Origin of the sequence: Streptomyces sp. SPB074, assembly GCF_000154905.1 — a bacterium.
In the GTDB taxonomy this organism is placed as follows: Bacteria; Actinomycetota; Actinomycetes; order Streptomycetales; family Streptomycetaceae; genus Streptomyces.
In genome coordinates this window covers 2,493,330-2,510,173 of the sequence record NZ_GG770539.1, presented here as the reverse complement: position 1 = coordinate 2,510,173, position 16,844 = coordinate 2,493,330, and the positions used below count along the sequence as shown (strand labels likewise).

The following is a 16,844-nucleotide window of genomic DNA, read 5'->3' as shown; positions in this document are numbered from 1 at the left end:
GCGGCGGGGGCTCAGACCTCGGGGGCGGGCACGTGCCGGGGGAGCGGCGTGGCCCGGGGAGCGCGGTACGCGGGCGCCGGTACGGCGGCGGCTCGCGGTACGGGGCCGGGGATCAGGCCGTACAGCCGACGGCGGTACACAGCGCGCCGGGGAGCGGGGAGGTACGCGGACACGCGCACGCGGATGCGCTGCGGGAGCGGATCATCCGGGCGGAGGCGTAAAGCGCGTACATGCCCACAAGGCAATCGGTTCACACCTGAGATGTCAACCGAGCCGGGGGGCCCGCGCGGTGATTCACCTCATCGGGTTGACCAGAGTGCTGAAAGGTTTGTGCACCTCGTTCTCGGGACACATGGGGCAGCAGTCCCTCCATGAGGCGCCGTTGCCTGCTCGTGACCTCTCTGTGATCAGGCTCGCAGTACGGGCCCTCGGCGGAACGGGCGCGAACGCGGTGACGTCTTCTCAGGCGTCGGCGACCGTCGCCGGGTCCGTGCACAGGGCGTGCGGAGAGTGTGGCGAGGTTTAGGCCGATTTGAACACTTTCCGCACCCCCTTGGTTCCGCAGAGTGAATAAGGGGGCCAATAGCAGATCCCGGCTTGACTGCCTCGGATCGGCACACTTGTAATTTCACTCGTGTCGTTTGGTCGCCATGAGTAACGGCGGCATCACGGGGATGTAAAGACAGACGAGGGGCGCAGATGACCGAGCTGTTTCAGGAACTGCTGGTCGGCGACGCGTTGGACGCCGAGGAGGAACTGGGCTGGCAGGAGCGCGCGCTGTGCGCCCAGACCGATCCCGAATCCTTCTTCCCCGAGAAGGGCGGCTCCACGAGAGAGGCGAAGAAGGTCTGCCTCGCCTGCGAGGTCCGCTCCGAGTGCCTGGAGTACGCCCTCGCCAACGACGAGCGCTTCGGGATCTGGGGCGGGCTCTCCGAGCGGGAGCGGCGCCGGCTGAAGAAGGCCGCGGTCTGAACGGAGAGCGACAGCGAACGCACGGGCTCGCGCGAGCGGGCCCGTTCCGCTTTTCCGGGGGCGGTTCGACCCTTACGGCATCCGTTCGGCCGCCCTCTCGGGGTTCGCCCCGACACCCGCCCACTTGGGCCGGTATGACGAGCGGTTCGTCGCATCCCGCCTGTGGACAGGCGGCCGAGGCGTCAGCCCCGTAACGGCTAGTGTGGGGCCCCGTCCGAGACACCCCCACTTCCCCACGAGGTGGCGAGGGGTCCACCGCAGTCCACCGAACCGGGGCCCGTACCTCGATGTCCGCGCACAATCACCCGGCAGACTTCGCCGCCCACCCCGGCTACGGGGACGGCACCGCAGCGCCCGCGCGCTGGGCGGCCGTCGATCCGAGCCGTCCACCCGAGTTCCCGCGCCACGTCGTCACCGCCGTGCTCGTCGCGCACGACGGTGCCCGCTGGCTGCCCGAGGCCCTCGCCGGGCTCGCGGCCCAGGAGCGCCCCGTGCAGAACGCGGTCGCCGCCGACACCGGCAGCGCCGACGAGTCCGCGCGCCTGCTCGGCGAGACGCTCGGCGACTCCTGCGTGCTCCACCTCGCCCGCCGCTCCGGCTTCGGCGCGGCCGTGGAGGAGGCGAGCCGCGCCGCGGCCCCGCTCGGCCCCGAGGAACTGCCGTACCTCAAGCGCCCCAGCGGCTGGGACCCCGTCAGCCGTACGTGGCGCGACGAGACCTACGACCTGCCCGAGCTGCCGCACGGCGAGCCCGTGCAGTGGCTGTGGCTCCTGCACGACGACTGCGCGCCCACGCCCACCGCGCTCGCCGAACTCCTGCGCGCGGTCGAGAACGAGGCGGAGCTGGGCAACGACGTCGCGATCGTCGGGCCCAAGCTCCGCGGCTGGTACGACCGCCGCCAGCTCCTGGAGGCCGGCGTCTCGATCGCGCCCAGCGGTCGCCGCTGGACCGGCATCGACCGCCGCGAACAGGACCAGGGCCAGCACGACTCGGTCCGCCCCGTCCTCTCCGTCTCCACCGCCGGGATGCTCGTCCGCCGCGACGTGTACGAGGAGCTGGGCGGCCTCGACCGCGCCCTGCCCCTCATGCGCGACGACGTGGACCTGTGCTGGCGCGCCAACGCCGCCGGGCACCGCGTCCTGGTCGCCCCCGGCGCCGTCGTCCGGCACGCCGAGGCCGCCTCGCGCGAGCGCCGCACGGTGGACTGCGTCGGCCGCACGGCGAGCAGCCCGCACCGCGTCGACAAGGCGGGCGCGGTCCGCACCCTCCTCGTCAACACGCGTACCGCCGCGCTGCCCTGGACCGCCTTCCGCATCCTCCTCGGCACCGTGCTGCGCACCCTCGCCTACCTCGTCGGCAAGACCCCCGGCCAGGCCGTGGACGAGATCACCGGGCTCCTCTCCGTCCTGCTGCGCCCCGGCCGCCTCCTGGCGGCCCGCCGCGCGCGCGGCCGGTCCGCCGTGGAGCCCGCCGAACTGCGCCCGCTCTTCCCGCCGCCGGGGGCGACCCTGCGCCTCACCGTCGAGCAGATCGCCGGCTCCCTCGCCGGGCGCAGCGCGCAGGAGGAGAGCAGCGGCGGCCGGCACGGCGTGGTCGAGTCGGGCCCCGGCGGGGACGACGCCGACTACATGGAGGTCGAGCAGTTCGCCCGGATCAAGCGGCTCAGCCGCAAGCCGGGCCCGGTGCTCTTCGCCGTCCTCCTCCTCTTCTCGCTCATCGCCTGCCGCGCGCTGTTCGGCACGGGCTCGCTCATGGGCGGCGCGCTGCTGCCCGTGCCGGGCCGGGCGGGCGAGCTGTGGTCCGCGTACACCGACGCCTGGCACGCGGTCGGTACGGGCTCGACCGAGGCCGCGCCGCCCTACCTCGCGCTCGTCGCGAGCCTCGCGACGCTCTTCCTCGGCTCCACGTCGGCCGCGATGACCGTGCTCCTCGTGTGCTCCGTGCCGCTCGCGGGCGTCAGCGCGTACTTCGCCACCCGGCCGCTCGTCGAGTCCCGCCTGCTGCGCGCCTGGGCCGCCATCGCGTACGCCTTCCTGCCCGCCGCGACGGGGGCGCTCGCCGACGGCCGCATCGGCACCGCCTTCCTCGCCGTGCTCCTGCCGCTCATGGCCCGCGCCGCGCTCTCCGCCGCCGGGTACCTCGGCAGGCGCGGCACGTGGCGGGCCGCCTGGGCGCTCGCGCTGCTCCTCACGCTCACCATGGCGTTCACGCCCGTCGTGTGGCTCTTCGCGCTCGTCCTCGGGGCCCTCGCGCTCGCCGTGCGCCGCGCCGAACTGCCCGCCTACGGGCCCCGGCTCCTCGCCGTGCTCCTCACCCCGCTGCTGCTGCTCGCCCCCTGGTCGTTCACGCTCTTCTCGGGCGGGCGGCTGCTCGGCGAGGCCGGGCTGGACGACCGTACGGGCTCCGCGAGCGCCACGGACCTGCTCGGCATGAGCCCGGGCGGACCGGGCACGATGACCGGGCTGCTGCTCATCGGCATCGTCCTCGCCGCGCTCGGCGCCCTGCTGCGCGCCGAGCGCCGCACCGCCGTGCTCACCGCCTGGGTCGTCGCCCTCGTCGGCTTCGCCCTCGCCGTGGTCACCAACCGTGACGGCTGGGCGGGCCCGGCGACGCTCGTGCAGGGGGCGGCGCTCCTCGGCGCCGCGCTCATCGGCGCGCAGGGCGCCCGCTTCCGCGTCGCCGAGCAGAGCTTCGGCTGGCGTCAGCCGCTCGCCGCGCTCGTCGGTGTCGCCGCCGCGCTCGGCCCGCTCGTCGCCGCCGTCGGCTGGATGGCCGCCGGGGCGGACGGCCCCCTGGAGCGCCGCTCGCCGGTCCAGGTGCCCGCCTTCGTCGCCGCCGACAGCGGCACCCAGGACCGGGCCCGCACCCTCGTCCTCGACGGGGACAACGCCTCCGAGGTCCGCTACTTCCTCATCCGCGGCGCGGGCAACCACCTCGGCGACGCCGAGCAGTTCTCCGCCGCGGGCGCCAACGCCCGCCTCGGCGAGACCGTGGGCCGCCTCGTCGCCGGCTCGGGCGCCGACCAGGCCGGGCAGCTCGGCTCCTACGCGATCCGCTACGTCCTGCTCCGCGAGGGCCGTTCCTCGGCCGCGACGGGCCGCGTCCTGGACGCGACGCCGGGGCTCATGCGCGTCAGCAGGCAGGACGGGCTCGCGCTGTGGCGCGTGGACCGCGAGGTCGCCCGCGTCATGCTCACCGACAAGCAGCGGCCGCCGGAGCCGGTCGCCGCCGGTCCCGTCGAGGTCCACACCCGGGTCCCCGCCGGTGCCGAGGGCCGCGTCCTGCGCCTCGCCGACAGCGCCGACCCGGGGTGGACGGCGAGCCTGGACGGCAAGCCGCTGCCCCGCACGACGGTGGACGGCTGGGCGCAGGGCTTCACGCTCCCCGCGAGCGGCGGCCACCTCGACGTCGCCTACGACCAGCCCTTCACCCGCACCCTGTGGGTCGGCGCGCAGGGCCTGCTCGGCCTCGTCCTCGTCGTCCTCGCCCTCCCGGGCCGCCGCCGCGACATCGACGACGACCTGCCCGAGGAGGAGATCGCGCTGCCCGCGCAGGCCGCCGACGGCGAGGGCCGCCGTGCCCGCCGCCTGCGCGCGGCGGCCGAGGCCGAGGAGGAGCGGGGCGCGCCCGCGGCCCCCGCCCCCGAGTCCGTCCCCGCCTACGCGGGCACCGCCGAGTACGACCCCTACGGCTACGGCACGGGCGGCGGATACGACGGCTACGCGAACGGGACCGCGACCACCGGGTACGAGCGCGACGACTCCGCGACCGCCGCCCCGTACGACCCGAGCGGCCCCGACACGGGCCAGCTCCCGCCGTACGACCCGGCCGGCCCGGACACCGGCGGGTACGCCCCCTACGACGCGGGCGGCCCCGGCACCGGGCAGCTCCCGCCCTACCGGGACCAGGACCAGGACCAGGACCCGAACGCGGCCCGGGGCTACGGGTACCCGCCCGCGCCCGACGGCTACGCGCCCGAGGCCGACGGCTACGGGCGGGACGGCGACGGCTACCCGGCGGGCGGTGGCTACGACCCCCCGTACCCGCCGCACCCCCCTTACCAGCAGCAGCCCCACGAGGACGAGCACGACCCCTACGGTCAGCGGCGGGGCCGTGACGGGCGCGAGCACGGGAGCGACCAGTGAACCGCAGCACGATGTCCCTGTTCGGCGCCGTCGCCGCGCTCGCCGTCCTCACCGGCGTCGCCGCGGCGACCGCGCCGGACCCGGGCGCCGGGGAGAAGCCCGCGCGGGCCGCCGCGCAGCCCGTCCAGCGCTCCAGCCTGCTGTGCCCCGCGCCCGGCGACTCCGCGCTCGCCGACACCACGTACACCGCCTTCACGCCGGTGACGAGCGGTACGAGCGGCAGCGGCGAGGCCGTGCTGCGGCCCTCGCCCACCGAGGTGCGCGACGGCAAGAACGCCGAGCAGGCCCCCAAGGCGGGCAAGCCGCTGCTCACGGCCCGGAAGCAGGGCACGCCCGTGAGCGAGGAGCCCGACTCCTCGAAGACGCCCTCGCTCGTCGGCGAGGCGAGCGGACCGCTCGCCCCCGGCTGGACCGTGCAGCAGACGACCCTCGTGGACGCGGGCGCCGACCGCGCCCTGCGCGGCATCTCCTGCGGCGCGCCCGACACGGACTTCTGGCTGCCCGGCGTGGACACCTCGAAGGAGCGCTCCGACTACGTCCACCTGACCAACCCCGACGACACCGCCGCCGTCGTGGACATCGCGCTGTACGGGCCGAAGGGCGAGCTGAGGTCCGAGGTCGGCGAGGGCATCCAGATCCCGCCGCTGTCCACCGTGCCCGTCCTGCTCTCGACGCTCAGCGGCTCGCCCGAGAGCGACCTCACCGCGCACGTCACCGCGACCACGGGCCGGATCTCCGCCGCCGTGGACGCCGGCACCCGGGACGCGGGCGGCGACTGGCTCGTCCCGGCGGCCGACCCGGCCCCGCGGCTCGTGCTCCCCGGCATCCCCGACGACGCCACGAAGCTCCGCCTCGTCGCCTTCGCTCCGGGCACGGACGACGCGAGCCTCAAGGTGCAGTTCGCGCGCAAGAGCAGCACCATCGTCCCCGCCGGGCACGAGAACCTGCTGGTCAAGTCCGGGATGACCGCCTCGCTCGACCTCAGCGGCATCACGCACGGCGAGGCGGGCAGCCTCGTGCTGAGCCCCGAGGACCCCAAGGCCCCGACCCCCGTCGTCGCCGCCCTCGAAGTCACCCGGGGCAAGGGCGGCGACCTGGAGACGGCCTTCATCCCCGCGACGTCCCCGGTCGGCGCGCGCGCCTCGGTCACCGGCAACACCGGAAAAAGCGTGCGCCTGACGCTCTCGGCGCCCGAGGCGGCCGCGAAGGTCGCGGTCACGACCTCGGCGGGCACGAAGGGCGGCGCCCCGGCCACGAAGACGTACACCGTCCCGAAGGCCACCTCGCAGGTCATCGACGTCGGGCCCGGCAAGGACACGAAGGGGGAGTGGTCCCTGACCGTCGCCCCGCAGCCGGGCAGCGGCCCCGTGCACGCCGCGCGGCAGCTCACCGCGAAGTCCGGCTCGGGCACGTCCCTCTTCACCATCCAGCCCCTGGAGGACGACAAGGGCATGGTGCGCGTCCCCCGGACGGTCGAGGACCTGCGGGTGACGGAGGACTGAGGAGAGCGGGGCCGGGAGCGGGCGCGAGAGGCCCCGCGCCCGGCCCCTCACTCCTCCCCGTACCCCGGGTCCACCGATTCCGGGGTGAGGCCGAGCAACTCGGCGACCTGCTCGACCACGACCTCGTGGACGAGCAGCGCGCGCTCGTCGCGGCCCTTGCTGCGGATCTCGACCGGGCGCCGGTAGACGACGACGACCGGGGGCCGCCCGTCCTTCGCGCCCACGGCCGTGCCGAGCGGGACGGGCTCGTCCTGCCAGGCGTCCGGGGCACTGCCCGCGCCGGGCACGTCGAGCACCATGAAATCGATGTCCGCGAGCTGCGGCCAGCGGCGTTCGAGGCGGTCCACCGAGTCCTGCACGAGGTCCGCGAAGCTCTCCGCCCTGCTCGCCGAGATCGGCACCTGGGGCGGCGCGACGGGACCGCGCATCCCCCGCCCGTGGCGATCACGGCGGCGCGGGCCCCGGGAGGCGGACGAGGGCGGAAAGGAGCTGTCCATCACTCGTGAAGGGTAGTCCCCGGGGCGCGCCGGGGGGATGCGGCGGCACGCTCCGTGCGGGGACGGTGACGCGCCGGGAGGCGTACGAAAGCCGCCGCCGTGCCCGGACGGGCGCCGCCCGCGCGCGGCCGGCCCGCGCGGCCGGTGCGGGCCGCCCGCGCCGACACATGCGGCACACGTATGCGACAGGCGTATTCGGCGTCAGTTTCCGGACATCCGGCTGACGGGTTTTCAGACGACGGGGTGTCCGGGGTGCCCCGGGCTGTACGGCGGCTCCCGCCCGCCCCGCTGTCCGACCCGTGCCGACTTCGGCGGACATACGGCGACCGGTCTGCCCCCGAGCGCTGTCAAACGGGTACGAGCGGGAGCCTCAAGGCGGTTTCCGTCCCTCTGCCCGGCTTGAACCCCGGCAACGGTTTCCGGCCACGACACGGTGCGTACGGGCTGGAGGGCGTCGTCGCGGCCCGTTCAAGAGTGCGGTACCGTCCAGGACCGTGAGCCCTGTACGTCGTTGTTCTCGCACCGCGTGCGGCAGCCCTGCCGTCGCCACGCTGACGTACGTCTACGCCGACTCGACGGCCGTACTCGGGCCCCTCGCCACGTACGCCGAACCGCACTGCTACGACCTGTGCGCCGAGCACTCGGAACGGCTCACCGCGCCGCGCGGCTGGGAGGTCGTCCGGCTCGCCGACGCCTCCGCGCCCCCGCGCCCCTCCGGCGACGATCTCGAAGCGCTCGCCAACGCCGTCCGCGAGGCCGCCCGTCCCCAGGACCGCCCCGCCGAGCGCGAGGCACCCCGTGCGGCGGACCCCATGGAGGTCGCCCGCCGGGGCCACCTGCGCATCCTCCGCTCACCGGAGAACTGAGCGCCCCCTACCGCCGCGTCGCCGTCCCCGGCGGCCGTTCCCGCGCCGCCGTCCCCCCCACCGCGCCTGCCGTCCGCGCCTCCGCCGTGCGGCGCCGGGACGCGAGCAGCGCCCGCCACCCCAGGAACACCACGCCCGCCGCGCCCCCGAGCGCGACGCCGTTGAACCAGCGCAGCACCGGCTCGCCCTCGTACTCCGAGCCGTCCGCGCGGAGGCAGGCGAAGCCGAGCGGCAGGTAGGAGGGCCGGGAGTCGCGCAGGCCCGCGGTCCGCGCCGGGTCGCCCTCCCGGCAGGCGGGGGCGGGCGAGGAGCCGGCCCCCGAGTGCGCCTCGTGATCGTCGAACTGCACGAGCCCGATCCCGAGGACGTAGACGGACGCGGCGACCACCGCGAGCGGCCACGCCGGGAGCCGCCACGCGCCGCGCGGGCGCCCGCCCGGCAGCGCGATCCGCACGACCTGGACCAGCACGGTGAGCGCCGTCCCGCACAGCGCGAGCGCGGCGAGCGGCACCAGGAACAGCAGTGCCAGAGTGAGCACGGGTCAGTCCTCCCTGGGGAACGGGATGGTGGCGCGGGAGCGGGCGCGGTGTGCGCGGCGACGACGGCCCCGCCTCCTCCCCCCATGCGCCGGGTGACGGCCCGTGAGCGGCGTCACCGCTTACGGGACCCGCGCGGGGCGTGAAAGGTTGTGGCGGGCGGGCGCGCGGTCCGCGGCGAGGGGCCGGCGGCGCGGCCCGGTAGGTTGTGGCGCGTACCGGAGTGACCGCGTTCCCGCCGGGGCGACCGCCGGACGAGGACGCGGGATCAGTATTGGGAGTCCGGCAAACGGGAGGCAGGCTGTGGCCGATCTGTCGCAGATCGTGAAGGCGTACGACATTCGCGGGACCGTCCCCGACCAGTGGGACGAGCATCTCGCCACGCTGTTCGGCGCGGCCTTCGCCGAGGTGACGGGCGCCGAGGCGATCGTCGTCGGGCACGACATGCGGGCCTCGTCCCCGGGGCTCGCCGCCGCCTTCGGCGCGGGCGCGCGCGGGCGCGGCGCCTCCGTCACGGCGATCGGGCTCTGCTCGACCGACCAGCTCTACTACGCCTCGGGCGCCCTGCACCTGCCCGGCGCGATGTTCACCGCCTCGCACAACCCGGCCCGCTACAACGGCATCAAGCTGTGCCGCGCGGGCGCCGCGCCGGTCGGGCAGGACACCGGGCTCGCCGACATCCGCGCGCTCGTGGAGAGCTGGGCGGAGGAGGGCGCCCCGGCCCCCGTGACCCGTACCGGGACCCTCTCCACGCGGGACACGCTCGGCGACTACGCGCGCCACCTGCGCACCCTCGTGGACCTCGGCGGCATCCGCCCGCTCAAGGTCGTCGTGGACGCGGGCAACGGCATGGGCGGCCACACCGTGCCCACCGTCTTCGCGGGGCTGCCGCTCGACCTCGTGCCGATGTACTTCGAGCTGGACGGCACCTTCCCCCACCACGAGGCCAACCCGCTCGACCCGGCGAACCTCGTGGACCTCCAGGACCGGGTACGCGCCGAGCGCGCCGATCTCGGGCTCGCCTTCGACGGGGACGCCGACCGCTGCTTCGTCGTGGACGAGCGCGGCGAGCCCGTGCCGCCCTCCGCGATCACCGCGCTCGTCGCCACCCGCGAACTCGCGCGCAACGGCGGCGAGGGCACCGTGATCCACAACCTGATCACCTCCTGGTCCGTGCCCGAGGTGGTCCGCGAGCACGGCGGCACCCCGGTGCGCACCCGCGTGGGCCACTCCTTCATCAAGGCCGAGATGGCGCGCAGCGGCGCGATCTTCGGCGGCGAGCACTCGGCCCACTACTACTTCCGCGACTTCTGGAACGCGGACACGGGGATGCTCGCGGCCCTCCACGTCCTCGCCGCGCTCGGCGGACAGCCGGGACCGCTCTCGGAGCTCGTCGCGCGGTACGACCGGTACGTGGGCTCGGGCGAGGTCAACTCGACGGTGGACGACCAGGCCGGGGTGACCGATCGCGTCCGCCGCGCCTTCGCGTCCCCCGACGTCACGATCGACACCCTCGACGGCCTCACCGTCACCGCCGCCGACTGGTGGTTCAACCTCCGCCCCTCCAACACCGAGCCGCTGCTGCGCCTCAACGTGGAGGCGCGGGACGCGGGGACGATGGCGAAGGTGCGGGACGAGGTCCTGGATCTCGTACGGGTGCCCTGAGACCGTCCTCGTCCGCCCCCGGCCCGTCCGGCCGGGGGCGGGCTACGCTTGCCCCGTACCGGCCACCGCCCGCGAAAGGACCCCTCATGCCCCTCGAATCCGGCCTCCTGGAGATCCTCGCCTGCCCCGCCTGCCACTCCCCGCTGGAGGAGCGCGCCACGGAGGACGCCGAGGAACTGGCCTGCACCGGCACCGACTGCGGACTGGTCTACCCGGTCCGCGACAACATCCCGGTCCTCCTCGTGGACGAGGCCCGCAAGCCGGTGTGACGGGAGGGAGCCGCGACAGCCCGATCCGGAGCACCGGATTCCGGTCCGTCCGGCGTTCGAGGGCCGGGGTACGGGGCGGAGCCCCCGGGGGACGGCCCGCCCCGGCGAGCGCCGCCCCGCTGAGCGCCGCCCCGCTGAGCGCCGCCTCGCTGAGCGCCCGCCCCACGACCCCGGCCGGCCCCTGAGCCACCACCGCCCCCGCCAGGGAGACGCCATGCCCGACGACCTCCTCCTCGACGACCCCGCCGCGCTCGCGCGCGCGGACCCCGGCGGGCTGCTGCCCGCCGCCGCGTCCGCCGGAGCCCTCGTCCGCACCGCCCAGCGGCTCGCCGCCGAGGCCGGGCTCACCTCCCTCAAGCCCGAGGGGCGCCCCCGCTCGATCCTCCTCGCCACCTCGGGCCCGGCCGCCGAGACCGCCGCCGACGTGACGCGGGCGCTCGCCGCCGGGAGCTGCCCCGTCCTGCGCCTCGCCCCCACCGGCGTCGCCGCCGCCTCCGGCGCCCTGCGCTGGACGCTCCCCGGCTGGGCCGGTCCCGTCGACCTGCTCCTCATCGCCACCCCCGACGGCTCCGAGCCCGGCCTGCGCCTCCTCGCCGAGCAGGCGTACCGGCGCGGGCCCACCGTCGTCGCCGTCCTGCCGCGCCGCAGCGCGCTCGGCGAGGTCGTGGACGGCTCGCGCGGCCTCCCGCTCCCGCTCGCGACCCTGCCGGACCACGAGGAGACGGTCTCGCCCTGGCCCTTCCTGGTCCCGCTGCTCGGCCTCCTGGACCGGACGGGGCTGCTCGACGCCGACGAGGAGACCGTCCAGCGCCTCGCCGACCGGCTCGACGCGACCGCCGAACGCTGCGGGCCCATCACCCCGACCGGCGCGAACCCGGCCAAGTCCCTCGCCCTCGAACTGGACGAGTCGCTGCCGCTGCTGTGGACCGAGGGCCCCGCGGCCGACGCCGTCGCCCGCCGCCTCGTGCGGCTCCTCGCCGCCCGCGCGGGCCGCCCCGCGCTCACCGCCGCGCTCCCCGAGGCCCTGACCGCGCACGCCGCGCTGCTCAGCCGCCCCGCCGGGAAGGGCGACGACGACCCCGACGACTTCTTCCGCGACCGCGTCGAGGACACCTCCGGCCCCCGCCCCCGCGTCGTCCTGCTCCGCACCCGCACCACCGAGGGCCTGACCGCCGCCCCCGCCGTCCGCGAACTCGCCCACGCGCACCGGGTCCCGCTCACCGAACTGGCCCTCCCCGAGGGCCCGGACCTCGACGTCCTGGCCGAACTCCTGGCCCTCACCGAGTACACGGCGGCCTACCTGTCCCTGTCCGAACCCGCCTGACCGGCAACCACCGCGCACCGGCAAACACCGAGCACCGGCAAGCACCGACGGGCACGGACGCGCACCGCCGGGCGCCGGGCAGCACCCGCGGCCGGTCACCGGCGCACCCCGGGCGGAAGGCGCCGCCCCGGCCCGCCCCGTACGCTCGACACCGCCGCCACCTCACCCGTTCGCCCGTCCGGCGAAGCCCCACCCGCACGCCCGCCCGTTGAAGGAACCATGGACCGCCTCAGCAACACCATCCGCCCCTACGCCTGGGGCTCGCTCACCGCCATTCCCGAGCTGCTCGGCGTCGAGCCCAGCGGCGAACCGCAGGCCGAGATGTGGATCGGCGCGCACCCGGGGGCCCCCTCGCACCTCGACCGCGGGCAGGGCGCCACGGCGCTCCCGGCCGTCATCGACGCCGACCCCGCGCGCGAACTCGGCGCCGCGGCCGTCGAGAAGTTCGGGCCCCGGCTCCCCTTCCTCCTCAAGATCCTCGCCGCCGGCTCCCCGCTCTCGCTCCAGGTCCACCCCGACCGCGCGCAGGCCGAGGCCGGTTTCGCCGCCGAGGAGCGGAGCGGCGTGCCCCTCGACGCCCCCCACCGCAACTACAAGGACGCCAACCACAAGCCCGAACTCATCTGCGCGCTCACGCCCTTCGACGGCCTGTGCGGCTTCCGCGAGCCGACCGCGGCCGCCGCGCTCCTCGCCGGGCTCGACGTGGACAGCCTCAAGCCGTACGTGGACCTGCTGCGCGCCCACCCCGAGGAGGCCGCGCTGCGCGAGGTGCTCACCGCGATCCTCACCGCCGAGCCGCGCGCCATGGCCGCGACCGTCGAGGAGACCGCGCTCGCCTGCGAGCGCCTGGGCGGCCCGTACGAGCCCTACGCGCGCGTCGCCCGCGACTACCCCGGCGACCCGGGCGTGCTCGCCGCGATGCTCCTCAACTTCGTCCGCCTCCAGCCGGGCCAGGCCCTCTACCTCGGCGCGGGTGTCCCGCACGCCTACCTGCACGGCCTCGGCGTCGAGATCATGGCCAACTCGGACAACGTGCTGCGCTGCGGCCTCACGCCCAAGCACGTCGACGTCCCCGAACTCCTGCGCGTCGTCCGCTTCGCCGCGACCGACCCCGGCGTCCAGCGCCCCGAGGCCGCCCCCGACGGCGAGGAGGTCTACGCGACCCCCATCGACGAGTTCCGCCTCTCGCGCTACGTCCTCGTCCCCGACGCCACCACCCCCGACCTCACCTCGCCGGGCCCGCAGCTCCTCCTCTGCACGGCCGGGCGGGTCACGGCCGGCGAGGAGACGCTGGTCCCCGGGGACGCCGTCTTCGTCCCGGCGGGCGAGCGCGTCACCGCGCACGGCGAGGGCACGCTGTTCCGCGCGGGCGTACGGGTCTGAGCCGCGCCCCGTACACCGCCCCGGCGCCGGATTCCGCCTCCCGCGCCGGGGCACCCGTCCCCCGTACGGGACAATGACGCGTCCCGGGAACACCGGCCGACACCGACGACCCAGACGACCCACAGGGGAGACGAGCAGAGATGAGTGCGTCAGGCGGCACCAAGGCGATCGTGGCGGCGCTCTCCGCCAACCTCGCCATCGCCGTGTCGAAATTCGTGGCCTTCGCCTTCAGCGGTTCCTCCTCGATGCTCGCCGAGGGCGTCCACTCCGTCGCCGACTCCGGCAACCAGGCCCTGCTTCTCCTCGGCAAGAAGCGCTCCGAGCGCGCCGCGACCCCGCAGCACCCCTTCGGCTACGGCCGCGAGCGCTTCCTCTACGCCTTCCTCGTCTCCATCGTCCTGTTCTCGGTCGGTGGCATGTTCGCGCTGTACGAGGGCTACGAGAAGATCAAGCACCCGCACGAGCTGGAGCACTGGTACTGGCCCGTCGGGGTCCTCGTCTTCGCGATCATCGCGGAGGGCCTGTCCTTCCGTACGGCCGTGAAGGAGTCGAACACGACGCGCGGCACGATGTCGTGGGTCGAGTACATCCGCCGCGCGAAGGCCCCCGAACTGCCCGTCGTCCTCCTGGAGGACTTCGGCGCGCTCATCGGCCTCGTCCTCGCCCTTGGTGGCGTCGGCCTCTCCCTCGCGACCGGCGACGGCGTCTGGGACGGCGTCGGCACGCTGTGCATCGGCGTCCTGCTCATCCTCATCGCGCTCGTCCTCGCCGCCGAGACGAAGTCCCTGCTCGTCGGCGAGGCCGCGAACCCGCAGACCGAGGAGACCATCATGGCCTCGCTCGTGGACGGGACGCAGGTCACCCGCGTCATCCACATGCGCACCCTCCACCTCGGCCCCGAGGAACTCCTCGTCGCCGCGAAGATCGCCGTCCGCCCCGAGGCGAACGGCACCGAGATCACCGAGGCCATCGACGGCGCCGAGTCCCGCGTCCGCGAGGCCGTCCCGATCGCCCGCGTCATCTACCTGGAGCCCGACGTCTACACCGAGGCGGAGGCGGCGGCGGGCCCCTCCCCGGAGGCCACCCCGGGCGGCCCGGGCCCGCACCCCGTTGAAGGTCACTGACCGTCACGACAGCGGCGGCCCGGGGCCCGGGAGGGACACCGTCCCCTCCCGGGCCCCCTGTCGCTCCCGGGCGGGACTGGTAGCTTGGGGGACAGCCAGACGTCGCTGCTGATGGCGGTCGGGCGGCCCCCGCGAGGGGACCGGCCGAGGGAGAGAGGGCCTCCGACGGACTGCGCCGCGCGAAGGGACGGGACACGTGTGTCCGCGTCCGGTCGGGCACGTCCCGCACGGGTACCAGTACGCGTGCGAGCACGGGCCCCGCACCGGCCGGGGCGCGCCGTGCCCGCTCGCCCGCGCGGCCAGCACACCCGTACCCGCGCCCCCACCCGAGGAGCCAGCACAGCATGACGTCCGCCACCACTCCGCAGGACTTCAAGGTCGCCGACCTCTCCCTCGCCGACTTCGGCCGCAAGGAGATCACCCTCGCCGAGCACGAGATGCCCGGCCTCATGGCACTGCGCGCCGAGTACGCCGAGACGCAGCCCCTCAAGGGCGCCCGCATCACCGGCTCCCTGCACATGACGGTGCAGACCGCCGTCCTCATCGAGACCCTGACCGCCCTCGGCGCCCGGGTCCGCTGGGCCTCCTGCAACATCTTCTCGACCCAGGACCACGCCGCCGCCGCGATCGCCGTCGGCCCGAACGGCACCCCGGACAACCCGCAGGGCGTCCCGGTCTACGCCTGGAAGGGCGAGAGCCTGGAGGAGTACTGGTGGTGCACCGAGCAGGCGCTCACCTGGGCCGACGCCCCCACCGGCGGCCCGAACATGATCCTCGACGACGGCGGTGACGCCACCCTCCTCGTGCACCAGGGCGTCGCCTACGAGAAGGACGGCAAGGTCCCCGACCCGGCCACCGAGGCCGAGAACGACGAGCACCGCGTCATCCTCGAACTCCTCACCCGCACCATCTCCGCCGGCTCCCAGAAGTGGACCAAGCTCGCCTCGGAGATCCGCGGCGTGACCGAGGAGACCACCACCGGCGTGCACCGCCTCTACGAGATGCAGCGCGAGGGCTCGCTGCTCTTCCCGGCGATGAACGTGAACGACGCCGTGACCAAGTCGAAGTTCGACAACAAGTACGGCTGCCGCCACTCCCTCATCGACGGCATCAACCGCGCCACCGACGTCCTCATCGGCGGCAAGACCGCCGTCGTCTGCGGCTACGGCGACGTCGGCAAGGGCTGCGCCGAGTCGCTGCGCGGCCAGGGCGCCCGCGTCATCATCACCGAGATCGACCCCATCTGCGCCCTCCAGGCCGCGATGGACGGCTACCAGGTGACGACGCTCGACGACGTCATCGACAAGGGCGACATCTTCGTCACGACGACCGGCAACAAGGACATCATCATGGCCGGTGACATGGCCAGGATGAAGCACCAGGCCATCGTCGGGAACATCGGCCACTTCGACAACGAGATCGACATGGCCGGGCTCGCGCGCATCCCCGGCATCGTCAAGGACGAGGTCAAGCCGCAGGTCCACACCTGGACCTTCCCCGACGGCAAGAAGATCATCGTGCTCTCCGAGGGCCGCCTGCTCAACCTCGGCAACGCGACCGGCCACCCCTCCTTCGTCATGTCCAACAGCTTCGCGGACCAGACGATCGCGCAGATCGAGCTCTTCACGAAGCCGGAGGAGTACCCCGTCGGCGTGTACGTGCTGCCGAAGGCCCTGGACGAGAAGGTCGCCCGCCTCCACCTCGACGCGCTCGGCGTGAAGCTCACGACGCTCCGCCCCGAGCAGGCCGACTACATCGGCGTGAAGGTCGAGGCCCCGTACAAGTCGGACCACTACCGCTACTGAGCCCCCCGCCCGCGCGTCGCCGGCGCGCGCCGCGACGGCCCAGGACGGCCCGGAAGCCCACGCGCTTCCGGGCCGTCCCGCTTCCCCCGCACCCCCGAGCACCCACCCCAGGACACCCCCCGATGCCCCGAGGCCGCTACTCCCTCCACGACCCGCACGACGGCGGCCTCGTCGCCGAGGAACACTTCCAGTGCGCGCCCGGGCCCTCCCGGCTGGCGGTACGTCGCCCGGCTCACCACCCCCGTGGGCGAGCCGGACGCCGGCACCATCGACCTCACGCTCGACTCGCGCGGGCGTCCCCTGCGGCTCGAACTGCGCGCCGGCGGCTGGCAGGTGCGCGGCGGCGCCCTCGAAGGGCTCACCTGGGTCAGGTCGGACCCGGAGGGGAACCACGCCACCGAGGGCAACGTGCGCGCCCACGCCTTCGGCGGCACGTCCCCCGCCTTCTACGTCGCCACCGCGCGACTCCTCCGCCTCACCCCGCACTCTCCCCCCACTCGTGTCCGGCTGGTCTCCTTCGGCGCACCGGTGCTCGCCGCCAGGACGGCCGACCAGTCCTGGCAACTGACGGACACCCAAACACACGCCACCGACAACGGCCCCCTGCGCGTGGACTCCTACCAGGTCGGGGACCTGGAGACGGGGGAGCGGCACGAGGTGCACCTGGCCGGGGACGTGGTGCTCGCCGCGCCCGGGGTCGAGCTGGAGGAACTGGAGTCGCCGCCGAACGAGTTCCCGCCGGAGCCCGGGGAATGA

At 74.9% G+C, this 16,844-nt stretch carries 12 protein-coding genes and 1 pseudogene; 11 read left to right on the top strand and 2 right to left on the bottom strand.

The annotated features are described in order from the left end of the window. Positions 1 to 699: 699 nt before the first annotated feature. The 3 genes from SSBG_RS10135 (at position 700) to SSBG_RS10125 (ending at position 6,619) form a co-directional block, all read left to right on the top strand. On the top strand, positions 700 to 972 hold the full coding sequence (locus SSBG_RS10135; RefSeq protein WP_007822987.1) for a WhiB family transcriptional regulator: 273 nt from the start codon (positions 700 to 702) through the stop codon (positions 970 to 972). A gap of 287 nt (positions 973 to 1,259) precedes the next feature. Then, entirely contained in the window at positions 1,260 to 5,117 is a 3,858-nt protein-coding gene (locus tag SSBG_RS10130) for a glycosyltransferase family 2 protein (protein ID WP_008746066.1), read from the top strand. Next, positions 5,114 to 6,619 carry a DUF5719 family protein gene (locus SSBG_RS10125; protein WP_008746065.1) on the top strand — a complete coding sequence of 502 codons (1,506 nt, stop codon included), beginning with the start codon at positions 5,114 to 5,116 and terminating at the stop codon, positions 6,617 to 6,619. Before SSBG_RS10130 ends, SSBG_RS10125 begins: the two co-directional genes overlap by 4 nt. 47 nt (positions 6,620 to 6,666) lie before the next feature. Here SSBG_RS10125 and SSBG_RS10120 read toward each other — a convergent pair whose 3' ends face one another. Continuing rightward, a complete protein-coding gene (locus tag SSBG_RS10120) occupies positions 6,667 to 7,116 on the bottom strand; it encodes a metallopeptidase family protein (protein WP_199781442.1) in 450 nt (149 codons plus the stop codon). Between the two features lie 494 nt (positions 7,117 to 7,610). On the opposite strand from SSBG_RS10120, the gene SSBG_RS10115 reads away from it, so the two are divergent. Beyond that, entirely contained in the window at positions 7,611 to 7,982 is a 372-nt protein-coding gene (locus SSBG_RS10115) for a DUF3499 domain-containing protein (RefSeq protein ID WP_007822975.1), read from the top strand. Between the two features lie 7 nt (positions 7,983 to 7,989). Here the strand turns inward: SSBG_RS10115 and SSBG_RS10110 are convergent, their stop codons facing one another. Further along, positions 7,990 to 8,520, bottom strand: coding sequence for a hypothetical protein (locus tag SSBG_RS10110; RefSeq protein WP_008746062.1), 531 nt, complete (start codon positions 8,518 to 8,520; stop codon positions 7,990 to 7,992). Positions 8,521 to 8,821: 301 nt separating this feature from the next. On the opposite strand from SSBG_RS10110, the gene SSBG_RS10105 reads away from it, so the two are divergent. From SSBG_RS10105 to SSBG_RS10075, 7 genes and pseudogenes are all read left to right on the top strand, one after another. Next, the gene (locus SSBG_RS10105) at positions 8,822 to 10,183 is read left to right on the top strand and encodes a phosphomannomutase/phosphoglucomutase (RefSeq protein WP_008746061.1); all 1,362 of its coding nucleotides are present in this window, start codon (positions 8,822 to 8,824) and stop codon (positions 10,181 to 10,183) included. An 86-nt stretch (positions 10,184 to 10,269) separates the two neighbouring features. Then, positions 10,270 to 10,452 (top strand): Trm112 family protein, encoded by a 183-nt coding sequence (locus tag SSBG_RS10100; RefSeq protein ID WP_008746060.1) that lies wholly within the window; start codon positions 10,270 to 10,272, stop codon positions 10,450 to 10,452. A gap of 214 nt (positions 10,453 to 10,666) precedes the next feature. Then, positions 10,667 to 11,776: an SIS domain-containing protein gene (locus SSBG_RS10095; RefSeq protein WP_037869402.1), complete on the top strand. Its 1,110-nt coding sequence runs from the start codon at positions 10,667 to 10,669 to the stop codon at positions 11,774 to 11,776. Between the two features lie 219 nt (positions 11,777 to 11,995). Beyond that, a complete protein-coding gene (manA, locus tag SSBG_RS10090) occupies positions 11,996 to 13,159 on the top strand; it encodes a mannose-6-phosphate isomerase, class I (RefSeq protein WP_008746058.1) in 1,164 nt (387 codons plus the stop codon). A 140-nt stretch (positions 13,160 to 13,299) separates the two neighbouring features. Further along, positions 13,300 to 14,283 (top strand): cation diffusion facilitator family transporter, encoded by a 984-nt coding sequence (locus tag SSBG_RS10085; protein ID WP_008746057.1) that lies wholly within the window; start codon positions 13,300 to 13,302, stop codon positions 14,281 to 14,283. A 344-nt stretch (positions 14,284 to 14,627) separates the two neighbouring features. Further along, positions 14,628 to 16,088: an adenosylhomocysteinase gene (gene ahcY / locus SSBG_RS10080; protein WP_008746056.1), complete on the top strand. Its 1,461-nt coding sequence runs from the start codon at positions 14,628 to 14,630 to the stop codon at positions 16,086 to 16,088. Between the two features lie 122 nt (positions 16,089 to 16,210). After that, positions 16,211 to 16,844 (top strand): annotated as a pseudogene (locus SSBG_RS10075) (hypothetical protein).